This is a genomic window from Paenibacillus sp. GYB003 (genome assembly GCF_036577625.1).
GTDB lineage: Bacteria > Bacillota > Bacilli > Paenibacillales > NBRC-103111 > Paenibacillus_AB.
The window spans coordinates 42,070-60,697 of the sequence record NZ_JARBDC010000085.1 but is presented as its reverse complement, the minus strand read 5'-3'; the positions used below and the strand labels follow the sequence as shown (position 1 = coordinate 60,697).

The window sequence follows — 18,628 nt, the reverse complement described above, 5'->3', positions numbered from 1 at the left end:
GGCTCAACTCCCATAGCAGCGAACCTCGTATATTTCTGCCGTTGGCGCCCCGTTTGTCGCTTCGATTTCGATTTTGATTTTTGTCGTTTCGGCTTGCAGCGGATGTTTGCGCAAACGCTGGTAATTGTCCCGGATTTGCAACAGCAGCAGCCATTCTCCGTTCTGCCAGGCCCAAATGCGGTAGTCTTTCGGGCATTGCGGATCTTTGTGGCCAATCGGATAAAAGCGAAAATCTTGAAGTAACTGACCGGGAAACGTTAGCTCGATGCTGCCGATGGTCACCGGCTCCGCCCATTCGAGTTCAAGCCATTGGGGCAAAAGCCGCTCGGGGGAGGAACGCCACAGGTTCGTCGACCGGTAAGGCCGAGTCACACCGCTGATAACATGCTCCGCACGGTAGCAACGCTGCGCGGGTTCGACGCGAAGCGACATCCCGATACCTGTTCTATAATGGCGCATCCGACCGTTTCCCCGATCGACACCGCTGACGAACCCCGGCTCCATCCCGGCCGCCCTGTGCCAGATCAAATATGGATTGGCCTCGAGATCGAGTCGGACGTAGCCTTCTCTCGTCCAGCCGTCTGGAAGACCGACTGGCCAGCCGATCCATTGTCGTACGCCCGGAGGTACGCACAGCTCCGTCTCCGCTACGGCTGAACGCTGGTTTGTCGCGTAGTCCCAAATATGATCGACGGGTACCAAACACGCCCGCAACAGCTGCTCTTTGCCGCTTAAATTGCTGATGCACACGGCTACTTGTTCCAGTGCCGTCCCGTCCACCGCAATCCATTGGCCTCTCCGCTCTTGTAACAGGTCACGCTTCGTGTCGATGCGACCCGCGTCCTCCTCCGTATCCGGCGCCATCCCGGAAAACATTGCTTCGCTGCTGGCTGTGATCCATGCCATTCTGGCCAAATCCGCCGGATCTTCATTCCGACAGCCCAGCAGGAAACAGCCGTCACGCAGCAGCGTCTGCTGTATTTCGACTATCGCCTCTGCGGCCGCTTTCTTGATCGCCATCCCCCGTCGCAAAGCTACCGCCGCCGCGGTTCCCGCCGCTTGTCCCATCAAAGCCGTCGTCCCCATTACTCGCACGGCCCCCAATGCGACATGTGTGACACTTATGTTGCGACCGGCCATCAGCAGGTTCTCGCAATCTCTGGAGATAAGCGTTCGCAGTGGCAGACTGAACGGCCCGATGTAGCTTTTGGTAACATGGTCGGCATGATCGTGTCCCTCCACCGCCGTCGGCTCGCTGACTTCGGCAAGCAACCCGCCGGGACCATGCAGATCGATAAACCATCCGCCGAAAGCAACCTCGTCCGCAAACACGGCACCGTCACTCAAATCGTTCTCGGTCAGCATGAATTCGCCGATAATACGACGGCTTTCCCTTTTCCCCGGCACTTGGCCGATCCAATCCAGCGCATAATTCGAAGCTTTGTCCTTCAGCAACGGATCTTTGTTTTTGACCCAATCCCAAATGCCGAGCAAGTGCCGAGTCAACTCGTGGCGAATCGTCTCGGCTTCGTGAATCGTATGCCAGGGAACGCCCAGTTCGATCCACCAATAGCCGTTGCTCGGATTCGGAATCCTTCCTTTGTTATAAAAAAATGAAGCGTCGTCATACGAATAGGCCCATTCCGGCGGCCGATATGGCGCCGGCCGGCCCGTGTCGACCGCTCGGAAATAGATCGAGCTTCCCATCACGTCCGAACTCGGTTGCTCCGGTGCATGCCGCTCCCCGAACTCGGCGCGGCCTTCGCTGCCCATCCTCCAGCTGCAGTCCGCCATATCGGCCACAATTCCATCTCCGGTACAATCGATAAACAGCTTCGCATGAAGAATCAGCTCCGTCTCGGCATGAGCCACCCGTCCGACAACGGAGCGGATCGAGCCATCTTCCGCCAATACGGCATCGACGATGGACGTATTCATATGCAGTGTCAAGCCGGGAGTCCGCATGACCGTATCGTACAAAATCATGTCCCATACGCTGTTCGTCCAAATCTCTTCGTGATTCACCGCCCTTTCCTCGATCAGCAGCTCGGAAATAATGCCGGTTTCCTTTGCATATGCATGGAAATTAGCCGCACCCTGCGGTTGAACCCTGATCTCCGAGGAACTGTTGCCACCAAGGACGGGGCGATCCTGGACAAGACAAGTCCGGGCACCGTGACGGGCCGCCGACACGGCCGCGCATATGCCGGCCAGTCCTCCCCCGCATACAACAAGCTCGTAATGCTCTTCTTTGATTCTCATTCGATCTGCACTCCGTTTCCCGTTCGTTATGTTCGTTATGTTCGTCTCGTATCAAGCCGTTTGATCACAACTCGCGATCCCGAAGCAAACGTCGGAAATCCGAAGGGCTGCATCCGGTTTCCTGGTGAAACACTTTTGAAAAATAATTTGGACTTTCAAATCCTAGACTGTAAGCGATTTCCGAAATCGATAAAGACGTATCCCGCAGCAAATGAATGCTCTCGCGAATTTTGAACTGGCGGACAAATCGATTCGGCGAGATCATGTACACCTTCTGGAACAGCCTTCGCAAATGCACTTCGCTGACCGATACAATTTCCGCCATTTCTTGGGTCGTCGGAAAACGAGCGGGCTGCTCTTGCAGCAAACTGACGATTTGTCCGAGCAAATACGATTTATGGCCGGCGTCGATCCACTTCTCGGCTTTTTTCGGTTTCCGGTAATTTCCTGCTCGCAGTATATGTACGAGCATCTCCTGCAGCTTGCCGTTCGCGCTCATCTTGTAGCCGAGCTTCCTCCCCCCCATTTCCTTGGCGATCGCCCGCATCCCCGCCTCCACTAACGGCATATCGAGGCCGGATAGAAAGATCGGCACTCCCGGCAAATCCTGATAGCGAAATCCTGTCCTGCTTTGAAGCGTAAACAGAACGCTTAGCAGTTGAATCTCCCCGCCGCCCTTGTTTGCGAAATGAACGCTTTCCGCCGCCGGCCACAGTACGACGTCCCCGGCCCTTACCTGATAGCGTTCGCCGCGGCAATCGGCCACAATATTTCCTTGGAGCAGCACCCATAATCGAAAGTGCGGATTTTTCCGGTCCGTAAAGAACCAATTATCCGGGAAATTATGCAGCCATGCGCCGAAAACATCGACCGTCACGTCCCACAGAAACTCTTCTACTTTCATTCGGCATTCACTCCGCTTTCATTATAGGTCAGTCTGAAAATGACAGGAAGGAAGAGAAAGAACCTCTTAGGGTAAAAAACGAACCTGTTTTAGTTCGTATCATTCATCTTCTTATCGAAGCCTTTTCGATGAAGTACATCCGAGCACTTAAGAAGCAGCTTTTCGCGGTTCAGAAAGTTTTTTGCCGCTCTCATGCTTTAGCGTAGTTAAACGTAACGTTCAAAAAGACCGTCCGGAATTTGTTCCAGACGGTTTTTTGGTTACACCGACGTTCCCTCCGTTGTGCCATAGCGCCTCCCCTGCGGTTGGGCGGGCAGTTGGGCGGAGAACAAAGGAGCCGGGGCCGGAGCTACTGATGAAAAACGCCAGCGGTGCGATGTGCTGAGGCTAGGCACGAATGTAACGGACTGAGGAGATCTTATTCGGCGCAAATCGCCTCTTTTCAGATTCCACTGACTCCAACGACAATACTTGCCGTAACATACATCTGCCCCCCCTTAGAGTTAATTATACCTTTGCTGTAGAAGCAGCCGAAAGGCTGCATAACTCAATAAAAAAAACAAATAATGAAGAAAGAATCTTTCAGCTTCACGGAAAACGTGGTCGGCAAGCAGTGGATGAAAGATACTTTTTATCCGGCACGCTTCGATTAATTCACGGGCGTTTTTTTTTGAAATCCCAAGGAGCGAACGACAAAACTGTTTGACACGGCATCCCCTTCCCAGTGGGAAAAATACCCATGTCAAATCGTATTATGTACTGTTAGCCTGAAAAAACGATCGTTTTCCCGCCAATAAGCATCGGTCGATTCATTGGCAATCGCCCCGGATCGCCGGGTGCCGAGAGCGTCTAACACTTCCAAATAAAAGAAAAAACCGCCTTCGCACTTGATCGAAGTCCCAAAAAAACAAAAAGCCGCGCCATTCGGCACAGCCTCCTTGTACATCCTCGTCTATATCCATTATCACCAAAGTTCTTTCCCGTTACGGCAAATACGCGTCGACCGCCTCGACGACCAGCCGTCGGTCCCGCATCGCATATTTCACGTCGATCGTGCACCCCTTCTGAAAACCCGGTATATGCACGATCGGAACGAACGTCTGGAAAACCGCGTCCACCGTTCCGCCGTCCGGTTTCGCAATCGTCACGTCCAGTACGACTTCCGGTTGTCCGTTCATGCTCGCCGCCGTTTGCCTGATGGAGTTAACGACCGCTTTGGCCGGCGTTCCTTCGGCCAAAATCGTCTTGCGCTCCCGATATTCCGCTCTTTGCTCCTTCAGCATCGCTATCGTTTTATATAACGTAACGGAAGCCGTCGCAAGCGACAAAGCGCCGATCGCAAGCAGGATGAACGCCGTTTGGCTCATGCCCGATCCGCCCCTTCGACGTAGCGTTTTCCATTCCATTATTCCATCAAGCGCTTACGGAGCGCAATCGTTATGGCGCATTTTGCTTCCAAAGTCTTACAATAGAAGAGACGTTTTTCCTATGCGAGTTGATCGTCCCCCGCGAACCGTCCGCGAACCGCCAGCGGATCGTTACGGCACGATCCGAAGCAGCCGCGCGGCGCCCGGCGCAAGCTCCAGCTCCCATTCGCCGGCCGAACCGGGCTTCACCCGCTCTCCCGTCGCGACGTCGATCCCGTTCCCGGGCAGCGCGATGCGCCAAATGTGCCGGATATCGCCGAAATTCGCCGTCAACATATAATCGCGGCCGTCCGCTCCTCTCAGCCGGACTCCCCGCAAATCGGCGGAAGGAGCGCGGACGACGGACAGCAGCAAGCGGTCCGTCGCATAGCGTGCCGTACTTTCTTTCGTTTCGCCGGACTGGATGACATAGCCGGTATCGAGCATCGGCCGACCTTCCTCGAACGACTGCGTTTCCAGCTTGCACGGGCCGCAAATCTCGTCGGCGTACAGCGTGCGTTCGAGGCCCGCCGTTTTGGCGCTGTCCTTCAATCCGATTTGGCGCCTGCCCGGGCGAACGATCGCGATTTCGTCCGTACCGTACGCGGCGATTACGCCGAGCCGGTCGTCCGCGTTCAGCCAGCGCGAGCCGGTTCGGACGGTTTCCGCTTTGCCGCCTGCGCCCGCGACGGTCCGCGTGCCGCTCTCGCTGTAATACGTGCGTCTGCTGCCGTTGAACACATCGTTCGGGATAAGCAGATGCAGCCCTTTGACGGAACCGACGTACGTTCTTCGCTTCAAAGCTTTCGCCTGGTGCAGCACGATCATATGGACATCGTCGGGCAGCGCCGCCACGGCATACCGGCATTCCGCCGTTTTTTCGTCCTTTTGTCCTTCCGCAAGCAGATCGCCCGTCTGGACGACCGTGCTCCCCCATGTGAGAAAGCCGCCTTCGAAGGCTCGGCCGTCATGCCGCTGCAGCCGGGCTTCGGAGCGGCCGAGGCCCTGCAATCGCCCGGCCATGTTTTCCCGCCATTCCGCCATATCGCTCGCGTCGGGAGGCAGGCACAGCCCCTGCGGCTTTTCCGCCGAATCCCACACCCAGGAAGCGATTCGCCGTTCGCTCCGGTGCAAGTAGGCGCCATGGTATTCGTCCCGCCACGCGCCCGCCGAACGAATTCGCGCGGGAGACGCGGCGGATGCCGCAGCCTGCGCCGTCCCGCCGCCCATCCGCCGAAGCGCGAGGTCGCGCCAGGCCAGCCCCATCGACAGCGCGCACGCCCGGTCCGATTCCAAACGGGTGTAGTACAGCGGCGATTGCTGCCGCAGCGCCCGGCACCGATGCGATAAAAACGTCCCGTCGCCGCTCGCGTCCATTTCCGCGGCGATTTGCGCCAGCCAGCCGCTCTCGAATCGGAGACCGTCCGCATCGCCCGCCAAGTCCGCCATCATGAGCCAAACCGGAATGACATAGTCTTGGCAGTACGTATAGCGGACCCGCGTATCGCCCCCGATCCGCAGCAGCCTGCCGTCGGGAAACGTGCACAATTTGACGAGCTCCCACAATTCGCGGCCGTGCCGGTACAACGATTCCGGCGGGTTGAATCCGGCGCTGCGGCAAGCGAAGTGATACATCGCCATGTTGGACAGGCAGATGACCATATAGCCGACATTCAAGTAGCCGTGGTGGTTCAAGCCGAAGGAAGGAAAAAAATTGGCGCCGACGAAACGGTCCGACACTTGTTTGCCGTCCACCATTTCGCCGCATTCCGCATCCTCCGGCACCGAAATCGAGTTGACGAGAAACGTGCTGCCCTTCTCCCGGAAAGCTTCCGCTCGCGGGGCGTCCGGGTACATCGCCGCCGTGCGGTGCAGAAAGACGCCGTTCCACAAATTGCTCTCCGGCCTGTTGGTTCCGTCCTTGGCGTACAGTCCGGCCGCGACGTCGTACCGGTCCAGCAGCCATTCGCTTTCCGACAGCATGACCGAGCGCAGCAGCGACCGATCGTCGTCCGTCAAATGCGGCTCGATCGCTTGAACGGCGTGCATCATCCGTTCCGTGCCGAGAACGCTGATCCACGTATGCCCCCACGAGCCGCCGTCCGTACACGGATACGTCCCTTCCTTATGCGTATGGAGGGAAAACCGCAGCAGCTTCAAGGCGATGTCGAGGACGGTATCCCGGCTGACGCCGGCGCGCCGTTCGTCGAACAGCGGGCTCGTCGCCGCTATGCCGAACGCGGCGAACGCTTTCTGGTTCGTCTGCACGCCCCAGCCGTTTTCGCCCGTTCCGTAGCAGGCCAGCTCCGGCCGATCCGGACATGCGTATATGTAAGGCTCGGCGCCCTTTACCCATCTTTCCAGCAGCTTGACGTACGTCTCCGTATCGGCTTGCTTCATCGAAACGAACTCCTCCCGCATTACTTTTTAAGCTCCGCGATCGCTTTGCCCGCCGCCTCTTCCGCATTTCGCAGCAGCGTGTTCAGATCGACCTCGCCGAGCATCAGCTTGACGAGCTCCGCGTTGTACGCTTTCTCCACCTCTCCGTCATAAATCGTTCTCGGCGAAACCGGGGCGAAGTTATCGTAGAAGGCAGCTTTTACGTTTTTCCCGGCGAACGGCGTATCTTTGGCGAACGCTTCTTTGACCGCATCGCTTTTCACGACCGGCAGCACCCCTTTACGCGACGCCTCCATCTGATATTCGTCCGACAGCAAAAACTTGATCGTTTCCATCGCCTGCTCCTTATGCTGGCTCGTGGCGGTTACGCCGAAATAAGTCGGATACGACTGCGGTCCGGTGTTCGGCTTTTCTTTGAATACGGGAAACGGGACGGCATCCCAATTCAGGCCCGACATATCCTGGTTCATGTGGGTGTTGGCCAGGGCGGCCAGCATGGCCGTATCTTTATGTTTCACGAACGAAGCGACGTCCGGAATTTTGCCCGTTTGCCTCATTTTGTCTTTAAACCCTTGCGGCTCCGCCATTCGCATGTAGATCTGGTAAAGCGCTTTCCATTCCGCGTTTGCGATCGTCGGCTTTTCCGTCTTCGGATCGACATAAGGCAGCGAAAACGAGTTCGTCGCGAAAAAATGGCCGAGGCCCAGTCCCGCATATTGGACCGCGCCGTCGCTTCGGGTCAACCGTTCGTTCAAGGCAAGCGCTTCGTCCCACGTCATGCCGTTTTTCGGATAGGCGACTCCGAATGTATCGAACAGGTCTTTGTTGTAATACAGCATGACCGTATTGTTAATAACCGGGAGCGCATACATGCCGCCCCCCGACATTTCCTTGATGGCAGCGATCAAGGTCGGCTCGATCCGGCTCGTATCGATCTGGTGCAGCTTGATCCGCTCCGTCATGTCGTACTGCAGCTTGTATGGAAGCGGCCCCCGCGGGAACAGCCCGATCGATTCCCAAACGATGTCGATCTGCTGCCCGGCGGCGATCAAATCGGGATACGTCGACCCTTTGGCGGACTGGATGTACGTAAACGTATGCATGGGAAACTTTTTCCGGATCGCGTCGCCGAACCGTTCGTTGAACGCCTCCTCCGTCCAGCCGCTCATCGAATGGATAACCAGATGCGCGGGCTCCGTTCCTTGATCCGCGTCCTCCGTCCCCGTCTTTTCCGTGCCGGCGCTTTTACTGCAGCCGCTCGCAACCGATGCGCACATAATCCCGGCCGCTACCGTCGCAGCCCATGAACGAAACCGCATGTGCATCTCCCCTTCGATTTTGATTCCCGTTGATTCCTAACAAAACTCAATTTTTGTCGGCAACATCCTCCTTCACATCGAATAAGCCTTCTTCATCATGCAATTCGTTTTGGTTCCCCTTGATGTACATTTATCATAAATCGGGATTCGGAAACGTGTCAATCGCCAATTTTCGTCCCGGATGCGGCTTTCGGCTTGCAAGGCGCCCGGCGGAATCCCTCCCCTCCATAACCTTGTCGCCGCGAATGCCCGTTGAGGAACCTATGTGCTGTACAATAGCCCTTTCGATTTGCTACTATTAGTTCAACATGACGCTTTATCGGGGATCGCAACCATAACGAGATTGGAGACGGCTATGAGCTCAACGGAATCCGGCAGAAGAACGTTTCAAACCCGTCTGAACGACATGCTCGAGCAGCTGCGCGAAGGGATCGCCTCGGGCGCCTATCCAAACGGGACGTATCTCCCGCCCGAAAAAACGCTCGCCAAACAGTACCGGCTCAGCAACAAAACGGTGCGCAAAGGACTCGAGCGGCTCATTGCCGAAGGGCTGATCGAGAAAATACCGCGGGTGGGCAGCCTCGTTACCGCGCCCGCTATCCGGAAGTCCGCTCCCCCGGCCGCAACGCTGATGATGGGCTGCTATTCGAACTATGAGAAGCAGCTGATTTTGTCCAAACTGGTCGACGACTTTCACGAACAATATCCGTCGATCCGCGTCGAGGTCGTCGCTTTTCACTCCTCTACGCAGTTTTCGGACACGCTGCTGCCGTGCCTGCACAACGGGCTGATCGACGTTTTTACGGTGAAGGACCGGCATTTTCGGGAAATCGCCGATGCGGGATATGTGTCTTCGCTCGCGGAGCGCGAGGGCGCCCCGCACCAATATTCGTTTCTCCGCGACTTGTTCGCGGACGGCGGCGTTCCGTACGCGCAGCCTTTCGTCTTTTCCCCGCTCGTGCTGGCCTACAACCGGCGGCATTTCCTGGAGGCCGGATTAACGGAGCCGGATGCCGGCTGGACTTGGGAGGACGCCGTCGCGAACGCGGCGAAGCTTTCCGTTCCCGGACAGCGGTACGGCCTGCATTTTCAGGTGCAGCTCGACGAGCGTTGGCCGGTGTTTTTGCTGCAGAGCGGAGACCGCGGGGAAACGGGCGGCGCCGATGATCGGGTCGGCGAAGCGTGGCTGGAAGGCATACGTCTGTGCAAAACGATTATCCGCAACCCGGCCATTTTCCCGGACCCGTTATACGGCTCCGACAACGATGTCGGGACGTTGTTTTTGCAGGAGCGTACGTCGATGATTATGACCGGCTACGAATCGCTCAACCGGTTCGCCTCGTCCGGCCTCGATTACGATATTTCGTCCGTTCCTTATATCCGCGCTCCGCGTACGCTCGTGTCGGCGACCGGAATCGCCGTCAACAAGCGTTCCAAGCACCGGGCGGAAGCCGAATGCTTCGCCGATTATTTATGCTCGCCTCGCGCCCAGCGGCTTGTCCGCGAGCATACGTTAAGCATTCCGGCTCTGAAGCCGGCTGCGGAAGCGATCGTCGACCCGGAGGACGAAACGGTCAACCGGCCGTCCCGGTTTCAGCTGTATCGCGACATCATTCCGAGCTTTCGCAAATTTGCGGACTTGCGCCTGCCTTCCGGCGCCATTCGGCCGCTGCATGAAACGCTGAAAGATTACTGGACCGACCTGATCGACGAGAGGACCCTTTGCGAAAAAATCGAAGCCATCGCCTCCGCTCCCTCGGCGCGTCACGTCCACTCTTGATCGGCCCGGAATGGAGGCACGGCTATACGTAAAAAACGCACGGATCTCAAACGATCCGTGCGTTTTTGGTCCTTGCGGCGGCGGCCGTCGGTTGACGAAAATGAATCGACCTGCGGGAAGCGGCGGCGGCGGCGGTCACTCGCGCCCGTTTTCGACAGGGCCGCAAAAAATCAAGCTTCGTCGGCCATCGCGCCGCTGCGGATGCCGCCCTCCGCCTCCCCGACCCTGTCGCGATAAACGGCGTACCAGTCCGGCAGCATCCGCTCCGGTATGAGTATGTGGCGCAGCACGCCGAAGCCGTACATGTCCCGCCACAGCCGTTCGGTCAAGTCGAGCCGCTCCCGCATCGCCGGAAGCGCCGCCTCGAACGACGCCGGCATCGTCCGTTCGATTTCCGCGTCCAGCCGCATCAGTTCCGCCTTCAGCAAAATGTGCCCGAACGCCCAGCGCTGCCACCGGTGCGTCCGTACGTCGGGCTCGACGCTTTTCAGCGTTTCCGCCCATTCGGCGGCTTTCGCGCCGTCCAGCATTTCCATCTCCAGCAGGACGCGGACGAGCTTGCGAAGCGCCTCGCCGCGGACGCGAAACAGCAGTCGGCCGTAAAATTCGGCGATTTCCCGCACGTCCCGGTGCGGGTTCCACCCCAGCAATCCGGCCGCGAACGCATTGAAATGGTCGCCGAACGACTCGTTGTACGTCATGAAGCCGCGGCAGTCCGCCGCGGCGAACGAACGCAGCACGGACTGGATGCGCCGCGAGGCGCTGTGTACGCCCGTCTTCGTATAAACGTCCCTGCGGTCGTTCGAGAAGCCGATGTGCAGGAAGCAGCCCAGGCTCATGCCGCCGACCCGCGAACGGACGTCGTCCGGCAAGGCGAACACGCCGTACGTCGCGCTGAACTGGAACGAGCCGAACCAAGCTTTCGCCGGACCGCCCGCGAATTCGCGAAGCAGTGCGCCTTCCTCCTCCGTCGTCCACCAGCCGCAAATATCGACCTTCAGCTCCGGATAAAACGGCCGGATCGTCCGGTACACGTCTTCCACCAGCCGCAAAAAGGTCGGATAGTACGGCTGGCAGTTCGCGCAGGCGCATCCGCCGTCGTCGTACGGAGCGCAGACGATTTTGCTCAACCGGATGCCGGACCGCCGCAAATCGTCGAACAACCGCCGCTGGTTGCCGAGTATCGTCTCGCGGGCGGCCGGATTCGACGGGCAAAGCACCTGTCCCTGCACCCGCAGGCTATGGTTGCGCACGCCGACCCATTCGGGACGCATTTGGTCCGTATATCCGACGTTCGGCGTGACGACGAGGACGTTGTCCAAGCCGAGCAGCTGGCTGTAAGCGAGCCATTCTTTTTTGCGCCGCCACAAAAACATCGACGAGCTGTGGTATACGTGCGGATTGTACGGGTCCGGCATGTCGTTCGGATCGAACCAATCCCCGTAGCCGCTCGCCCCGGACAACGCCAAATCCTCCAAATACCGTTTCATTTCCCCGCTCCAGCACACCTCGAACGAATTGCCGAAATGGCCGGGCATATAGTGGACGCGATCCTTCACCGCCGGGACGAATTCGCAAACCCCGGTCCGCAGCCCGGGAAAAACGGCCGCGGAATCGGCGAAGCCGCCTTCGCCGGCGGAGGAAGCGCCCGCCGCGAACGCGGCGCCCGCCGCATCCCCGGCGTCCCCCGCTCCGTCGGCCGCGGATGCTTCATCGGCGGCGGCAAGCAGGCGGCGCAGCAGCTCGCCGACCCCGGCGATAAAGTCTCTTCTCCGCTTCGCGCCGATCGTCGCCTCGAGCGGAGCGGTCACCTCCAGCACAACCCCTTCCGTCTCGCGCTCCTCGAACGTCAATCGGAGTCGCCGCGTTTCGCCCGTCTCGATCTCCATCTCGCCGATTCGTTCGGCCGCGATCCGCGCCGCCTGCTCCGCCTCCGGATACGCGCAGCGGCATTCCGCCTGCAAATATCTTTTCATTGCAACGCCCCCGTCCATCGTTCATTCGTTTCAGCCAATGATACCGTTGTGCGACCAATACATGCAAAGGACCATACTTCCGCGCGGCGCGAGGCTCCCGGCGCCCGTTATACGGAAACGGTCGCCGGCGGAGCATGCGACGTCGCGGGCAGCCAGCCGCATACTTACTCTGCGCCTTCGGGCCGTTACCGTTAGCATAGGGGAAGTCGGTTGTATTGTCAACAATATTACATTAAATCCGGACAACTTCAGTCTTGGAGTCGCTTATCGGCAAGTTTTCCGCTTGAACCGTCCTAACACAACGAAACGGGGATCGATAGCCTCCCGAATCTCTCGGCTCGGCGGCCGTCGGACGCACGTCGATTGCTAACGAATCGTCCAATGCTTAAAAGCGGGGAAATGGCCGCTCCGATATTTGTTACGAACCGTAGTAGCCTTATCGCGCCGAAAACTGCACGAAACGATGAGATTTGCCGACCATAACGATTGTGGGGTTCGTTACAATTTCAAACCCCCGTAAGGGAACCAATAACGATCCCATGATTCGTTAGCCGTATTTGCACAATCGATCCTCGCATCCTTGCTCGCATCATCGGGCCTCCGCAACGAAAAAGCCGCTTCGACACCGGACCTGCCTTTGCAGATCGAAATGTGTCAAAGCGGCTTTCGCTTCGCGGCCGGACCGTATATGCCACTACCTTTGCGCCAGCCGTCTCGACTTACTCGACGTACTCGACGCATTCGTGGCGGTCGGACCTGGCCGCGCGTTCTTCAAACGCCCGCTCCTCAAGTCGACACCATCAAAACGTTGCCGTCGGGATCCTGTAACGTGAAAAAAAGCCGGCCGCCCTGCGCGCGAATTCGCCGCAGCCGGCCTCCCGATTCCGCAAGCGACAAGTACGCTTGCTGTATGGCGGCCGGATGACGGCGCCGGAACGCGTCGAGCACCGCCTCGAAAAAAGCCGGCGACGCCCCGGCCCGATCCGGGTCGGCGGCATGCTCGCGCTTGCCCGGAGCGCGCCCGTCCGCATGCATCGTGCGGCTGAGCGACTTGAGCCGGGCGCGCGCCCGCGACAGCGCCGCCTGCACGGCTGCCTCCGTGCCGCCCAGCCAGGCGGCCGTCTCCTTCGCCGTGAAGTCGAACACGTCCATGAGCAGCAAAATGACGAACGGCTTCGGCGACAGCCGCCACGCCAGCTCCTCCAAATGCTCGCGCGCGTCCATCGCCGCATGGGACGAGCCCGCGGGCTGCATCGCCCGGCGGGTCTTCCCGCCGGCGTGGGAGCCGCCGTCATCGCCCGCAAGCTCCGCCGCGTCGGCCTGCGCCATGACGCCGACCCGCTTCGACCGCCGGTACCGGTCGATCCATAAATGGCGCGCCGTCCGGTACGCATAGCGAAGCCCGATGTCCCGCCCGGGCTTTGCCTCCAGCGCATGGAGCAGCCGCACGATCGTATCCTGCACGAGGTCCTCGGCTTCCCATTTCGTTCCGGTCAGCTTCAAGCAAAACCGCAGCAGCGGCAGCCTCATCGACTCCAGGTCGCCTGCCGGCGTCCGCCCGTTATTGCGACTGTTGTCCATCGACCGCCGACCCCTCCCGATACGTACGCATGGTGTTATCCAGCTAGTCGTTTATTCGCCGTATCGGGCCGTATTCCTTCCGCGTTTATATTCGCGGCGACCGTATCGCGGCCGATTGGCCCCGGCGTCCCGGAGCCGCTCCGGTCCGATCGGCCGGCTATTCCATCCTCGCCTGGACGATGAGACGATGGGTCGCGTTCACGACCGGATCGCATGTGATCAACGTCAGCAGCTTCTCGTCGCCGATTTTGTTTAAAACCGACACGTCGTCCGGCTCGACGACAAAACGCTTGAAGACGGTGTATACGTACTTGCGGCCTTCCGACCGTATGACGATTTCGTCGCCCTCGGCCACTTCGTCGAGACGATTGAACAGCCTGCCTTTCGTTCGCGCCCGATGGGCGGCTATGGCCGCATTGCCGATCTCGCCGAGCGGCGCCGTCTCCGACATATGCGCGGCCGAATGCGCCATATTGGCCTCCGTCGCGCCTTCCAGCACCGGAAGCTTCACGCCGATCGAGGCGATTTCGATCGTTGCGATCGGCTGCGGCTGCGGCGGCCGTTTCGCTTCGCTTCCCGCCGCATCCGCTTCGGCGGCGACGGCATCCTGCGCCGCGGCCGCAGGGGCCGTCGCGTCGGCGGCGGTAGTGCCGTTCGCCGCAGCATCAGCCGCCTCCTCCGGATTTCCGCTCTCCTCCCCGAGCAAGCGGGATACGCGCAAATAGCCGTCGATCGCAGCCGTATCGGCGAGCGGCGCAGCCGCCGCTTCATGCCGTTCCGCTTCCCGCAGCAGCGCGTCCAGCTCCCGGTCCGCCCGCCATTCCATCAGCTTGGGCGCGGCCATCGCCGCAATCCCGAGCAATATCAATGCGTACGATATAAAGCGCACGAGCGCCCCCCTTTCCGTCTGCGATTCCGAAACGTTGAACGGCTCCCCTGCCCGGAAAAAGGTCAAGGGGAGCCGCGCTTGCGGTTCTTATTTCGTTTTCATCCGCTTGCGGCCCAGCCAGACGCCGAGTCCGATCAGCGCGAGGCCCATCGCATAATACGGATACGGGCTCGATTCGCCGGTCTTCGGAAGCGTCGCGACCGGGATTTCCGGCTTCGGATCGACGCCGCCGAGCGGAGTGTCCTCGTCTTCGATGTCGACGGTCGGCGTTCCCGTATCGTCCTTCGGCGTTCCCGGAACTTCCGTCGGCGTTCCCGGATTATCCGTCTGCGGGTCCTTGGGAACTCCGCCCAACGGAACGTCTTCATCCGGCACATCCACTACGCCGTCCGGCTTATCCGGCTTGGACGGCGTTGTTCCAGGCTGCTGCGGATCGGCGGGGACGTTCGGATTGACCGTTCCCGGAGTCGTCGGGTTGCCCGGATCGACCGGTTCGACCGGATCTTCAGGGTCTACCGGATTGCCAGGGTTTCCTGGATTGCCAGGGTTACCAGGGTTACCAGGGTTACCAGGGTTACCAGGGTTGCCAGGGTTGCCCGGGTTGCCCGGATCCGATTTTTTCGCGTTCGTTACGACGATTTTCACGACGTTCCCGTCTTGTGCCGAAGCGGAACCGATCGTCACGTCATGCTTCGTCTCGCCCGCGACGTACCCCGCCGGAGCCTCCAGCTCCTCCAGCACGTAGTCGCCGTAAGGCAATTTGGCGAACGTCAGCTTCCCTTCCGCATTCGTCGTTTGCTCGAGCGGCGCACGCGCGCCGGCTTTGTCGGAAAGCTTGAACTTCGCTCCCGCAAGCAGCTTGGACGGATCGTCCTTATCCACCTTCGTCACTTCCAGACTGCCGGTCGGAACGACGGGATCGACAGGAGCTTTCTTGCGGTTCGTTACGGTAATCTTCTTCGTATTCGCCTGGCTCGTCGAGCTCGAGTCGATCGTAACGGTTTGCTTCGCCTCGTCGATCGCGTAGCCCTCGGGAGCGGTCAGCTCCTCCAAAATGTAGTCGTCGTAAAGCAGCTTCGTAAACAGCAGCTTGCCGTTCGCGTCCGTCGTCTGCACGATCGGCGCACGCTTCTCCGCCTTGTCGTAGAGCGCGAACTTCGCTCCCGCCAGCGGCTTGGACGGATCGTCCTTATCGACCTTCGTTACTTCCAGATTGCCCGTCACGCCGCCGCCCGAACCCGAGCCGGAAGACGTGCGCACGATAATCTTGTCGAACGTTTCCCGAACTTCCGTCGTCAGCCGGTCCCCTTCAAGCGCGACCGTATTTCGCACTTCCTCTTTGTCCGCGGCGTTGATGAACGACTGGTATTCCAAAATATAAGCCGAGGAAATGTCGTTCGTAAAGCGCAGCTCGAACGTTTCCCGATCGCCCGAAAGCGTCGAAATGTTCAGCGTATAGTCGCGGTCCCTCGTCAGCAGCTCGGCCTTTTCCGCATGACCGCTTGCGTCGATCCGGGTAGCGTACAAGCGGAACGAGCTTTCGATCAATACTTGGTTGGGGCTCGGATGGTCGATGATGGCGGCGTTCGAAATATGCGATTGGCCCTCGTTGATCCGAACCGTCCAATCGATTTTATTATTGTTTTGCGCGCCTTTTTTCGTCACGTACGTACCGCCGTGCGGCACCGTTACGCTGGCTCCCCATGTCGCCGCCGTTTGGCCTCCGCTCATCAATTTGGCGGTATTCTTGATTTCGGACTCGATCAGAGAGCCTTTCAGCGTCGTCTTGAACGTGATCCAGTACGGCTTCGCAAACGGATCGTCCTTGAAAAGGACGGTCAGCTCATGGCCGTCGGCCGTAGGCTGCACGGTCGCTTCGTATCGGTCGGCCGGCAGTTCCGCGCCTTTCTCGACGCCGTTCTTCGATCCCGTCAACGTCATCTCGTACACCCGCACCGAATTCGGCACAACCGTTTGGCCTTGCTTCAACGCGTCCGTCACTTTCGCCTGCGCGATCGGATCGAGATTGTAGTTCAGCTTGACGTTCCACGTGATTTCTTTGTTGACCGGATCGTACGTGCCGTCTTTGCCGCCGTTGTTTTTCGTATAGTCGTCGGCGGCGAAGCTCGCATCCCTGTCGACCGGTCCTTGCGGCTTGCCGTTTTCGGTCCACGTCACGGAAGCTTTGTTCAAAAAGTCTTTGTTTTTATCCGTCTTCCAGCCGACATTGAACTTCGTTTTATACTCCACCGTATACGTTTTGTTTATGGTACCGGTGAATTCGATGACGAAGCCGCTGCGGGGATCCGCGGAAACGACCTTGTAGCCGTCCTTGACCTGCTTCCCGTCCGCCTTGACGATGACCGACTCCGGAATGAACTCGAGTCCGGCGTTCGGGAACGTGTCCGTGACAACGACGTTGTCCATGCTGTACTTGCCGTTATCGTCCGGATTTTTGTCGCCGTTGATTGTAATGAGCCACGTCGTCGTTTTGTTTTTATAATCCGCGGCTCCGTTTTCCTTCCGCAGGACGCGGCTTCTTTGGGTCGAGGTCGTCACTTCCTTGAATTCTCCGTCCGAAACGACCTTGTTCGTCACTTTTTTCCCTTCGGCAGCCGTGCGATCGATCGGCTTCGTTTTGTATTCGATCGTATACGCCGAATCGACATCTTTGTTGAACTGCAGCGTAAACCCGTTCCCCGTCGCGGTTGCCGAGTATTCGGACGCAGGAACCTGCTCCGTCGTCGCTCCTTTGTACACCTTGAGCGAATCGGGAATCCACTCGTGTACGGCGCTGAATTGGTCCGTTATAACGGCCTTTTCCTTCGGCACTTTACGCTCGCTGAAGTTGTATTTGACCGTCCACGTTACGATCCCGGTTGTCGAGTCGGCCTTGTACGATTTGGCCAAAAATTCGCCGCGCTGCACGGTTACCTCTGCGGTCGTTTTCGCATCCGTCATGCCTTCGCCCGACAGCACGGCCGTGTTGACGAATTTCGTTTGCTCGCCCGCAATGCGCGTCGCAAAGCGCACTCCGTAAGCTTTGCCGATCGTCTCGTCGCGGAACGCCAGCTTAAACCCGCTTCCGCTCGTTTCGACCGTATAAGCGCCTTTCTCGACCGGATTGCCGGGCACGGTCGTACCGTCTCCGTTCACCTGCAATTGATAAACCTCAATCGAGTCCGCAATCAATTCCAATCCGGCCGGCAGCGTGTCGGTGACGACCGCCCGCTTGATCTTGTCCAGCGATTTGTTGATCTGGATGTTCCAGTCGATCCGGTTTTTGTCGCTCGGATTTTGCTGCCCTTGCTTGTCGATCGGCTTTCCGCCCGGAGGCTTCAGGTGAACGATGACGGTTTGGACGCCGCCGTTTACCGGCACGGCGATAACGACCTCCGTGCTGCCTTTGACGATTTCTTCCTTAAATTCCGTGCGAATTTCCAGCTTGCCGCTTACGTTCGAATGAGTCTCCACATACTCGTTGAATGTAATGACGACTTTGCCGTCCCGGCTTACCGTAAACCGTCCGACCGTATCCTGGCCGGAAACGAGCGGTTCGTCGATGTCCGTAAAAATGTCAAACTGCGGCGGCAGCTCGAACGCGAACGTGCTTCCTTCTTTGTAGCCGTGACCGTTCGGAAGCGTCCATTCGTAAGCCAGATTGACGGCCGCTCCTATGTCCAGCGTGCTGTCCGGATTGTATACGGCGTCGATCACGGTGCCGTTCTGGTCGGTCAGCACGACCCGGGTCAAAATGCTCCCGGAATTCGCCGCAGGCTTTGCAGGCGCTGCAGGCGCATAAACGGCATTCGTGACTTGCCCGTAAACGGATTGTTGCACGCTTTCCGACGCGCCGGCGTTCCCCCAGACGGAAGCGCCGAACACCGTCTGAACCAGCAGCAGCAGCGCAAAAACGATTCCACTTGTTTTCTTCTTCATAGTTTCTCCATCGGTCTCCCCATCACCCTAATCTATCGTGCGCATAACGGGCATCGCCTCGTACGATTGGCGTGCCGACAAGGAGCTTTCGATCATTCACCTCCGCTTCTCACTTCTGGCGCACGACCCGGCTTCCGTTTTTCCGTCACCGATCAAGCTGGGCTTCTTGCAG

At 58.7% G+C, this 18,628-nt stretch carries 10 protein-coding genes and 1 pseudogene; 1 reads left to right on the top strand and 10 read right to left on the bottom strand.

Annotated elements, in window-relative coordinates:
• Positions 1 to 3: 3 nt before the first annotated feature.
• The 6 genes and pseudogenes from PV407_RS27070 to PV407_RS27045 all read right to left on the bottom strand — a co-directional run bounded on the left by PV407_RS27070 (position 4) and on the right by PV407_RS27045 (position 8,291).
• Positions 4 to 2,262, bottom strand: a complete 2,259-nt coding sequence (locus PV407_RS27070) for an FAD-dependent oxidoreductase (RefSeq protein ID WP_332093119.1) — start codon at positions 2,260 to 2,262, stop codon at positions 4 to 6.
• 64 nt (positions 2,263 to 2,326) lie between these two features.
• The gene (locus PV407_RS27065; RefSeq protein ID WP_332093118.1) at positions 2,327 to 3,166 is read right to left on the bottom strand and encodes an AraC family transcriptional regulator; all 840 of its coding nucleotides are present in this window, start codon (positions 3,164 to 3,166) and stop codon (positions 2,327 to 2,329) included.
• 503 nt (positions 3,167 to 3,669) lie between these two features.
• A pseudogene (locus PV407_RS27060) lies at positions 3,670 to 3,837 on the bottom strand (DUF2935 domain-containing protein); the annotation flags it as partial.
• A gap of 312 nt (positions 3,838 to 4,149) precedes the next feature.
• Positions 4,150 to 4,533, bottom strand: coding sequence for a hypothetical protein (locus PV407_RS27055; protein ID WP_332093117.1), 384 nt, complete (start codon positions 4,531 to 4,533; stop codon positions 4,150 to 4,152).
• Positions 4,534 to 4,704: 171 nt separating this feature from the next.
• Entirely contained in the window at positions 4,705 to 6,972 is a 2,268-nt protein-coding gene (locus PV407_RS27050; protein WP_332093116.1) for a hypothetical protein, read from the bottom strand.
• A 20-nt stretch (positions 6,973 to 6,992) separates the two neighbouring features.
• Positions 6,993 to 8,291, bottom strand: coding sequence for an ABC transporter substrate-binding protein (locus tag PV407_RS27045; protein ID WP_332093115.1), 1,299 nt, complete (start codon positions 8,289 to 8,291; stop codon positions 6,993 to 6,995).
• A gap of 355 nt (positions 8,292 to 8,646) precedes the next feature.
• Here PV407_RS27045 and PV407_RS27040 point away from each other — a divergent pair, with 355 nt between their 5' ends.
• On the top strand, positions 8,647 to 10,071 hold the full coding sequence (locus PV407_RS27040; RefSeq protein ID WP_332093114.1) for an extracellular solute-binding protein: 1,425 nt from the start codon (positions 8,647 to 8,649) through the stop codon (positions 10,069 to 10,071).
• A 170-nt stretch (positions 10,072 to 10,241) separates the two neighbouring features.
• Here PV407_RS27040 and PV407_RS27035 read toward each other — a convergent pair whose 3' ends face one another.
• The 4 genes from PV407_RS27035 to PV407_RS27020 all read right to left on the bottom strand — a co-directional run bounded on the left by PV407_RS27035 (position 10,242) and on the right by PV407_RS27020 (position 18,456).
• Positions 10,242 to 12,047 carry a hypothetical protein gene (locus PV407_RS27035; RefSeq protein ID WP_332093113.1) on the bottom strand — a complete coding sequence of 602 codons (1,806 nt, stop codon included), beginning with the start codon at positions 12,045 to 12,047 and terminating at the stop codon, positions 10,242 to 10,244.
• A gap of 786 nt (positions 12,048 to 12,833) precedes the next feature.
• Positions 12,834 to 13,628, bottom strand: coding sequence for an RNA polymerase sigma factor (locus tag PV407_RS27030; RefSeq protein ID WP_332093112.1), 795 nt, complete (start codon positions 13,626 to 13,628; stop codon positions 12,834 to 12,836).
• Between the two features lie 157 nt (positions 13,629 to 13,785).
• Positions 13,786 to 14,517 carry a class D sortase gene (locus PV407_RS27025; RefSeq protein ID WP_332093111.1) on the bottom strand — a complete coding sequence of 244 codons (732 nt, stop codon included), beginning with the start codon at positions 14,515 to 14,517 and terminating at the stop codon, positions 13,786 to 13,788.
• 87 nt (positions 14,518 to 14,604) lie between these two features.
• Entirely contained in the window at positions 14,605 to 18,456 is a 3,852-nt protein-coding gene (locus PV407_RS27020; RefSeq protein WP_332093110.1) for a collagen binding domain-containing protein, read from the bottom strand.
• Positions 18,457 to 18,628 lie beyond the last annotated feature (172 nt).

Bases quoted from the DNA above. Each gene is read 5' to 3' on its own strand.
- PV407_RS27070 (WP_332093119.1), bottom strand. From the start codon at position 2,262: ATGAGAATCAAAGAAGAGCATTACGAGCTTGTTGTATGCGGGGGAGGA.
- PV407_RS27065 (WP_332093118.1), bottom strand. From the start codon at position 3,166: ATGAAAGTAGAAGAGTTTCTGTGGGACGTGACGGTCGATGTTTTCGGC.
- PV407_RS27055 (WP_332093117.1), bottom strand. From the start codon at position 4,533: ATGAGCCAAACGGCGTTCATCCTGCTTGCGATCGGCGCTTTGTCGCTT.
- PV407_RS27050 (WP_332093116.1), bottom strand. From the start codon at position 6,972: ATGAAGCAAGCCGATACGGAGACGTACGTCAAGCTGCTGGAAAGATGG.
- PV407_RS27045 (WP_332093115.1), bottom strand. From the start codon at position 8,291: ATGCGGTTTCGTTCATGGGCTGCGACGGTAGCGGCCGGGATTATGTGC.
- PV407_RS27040 (WP_332093114.1), top strand. From the start codon at position 8,647: ATGAGCTCAACGGAATCCGGCAGAAGAACGTTTCAAACCCGTCTGAAC.
- PV407_RS27035 (WP_332093113.1), bottom strand. From the start codon at position 12,047: ATGAAAAGATATTTGCAGGCGGAATGCCGCTGCGCGTATCCGGAGGCG.
- PV407_RS27030 (WP_332093112.1), bottom strand. From the start codon at position 13,628: ATGGACAACAGTCGCAATAACGGGCGGACGCCGGCAGGCGACCTGGAG.
- PV407_RS27020 (WP_332093110.1), bottom strand. From the start codon at position 18,456: ATGAAGAAGAAAACAAGTGGAATCGTTTTTGCGCTGCTGCTGCTGGTT.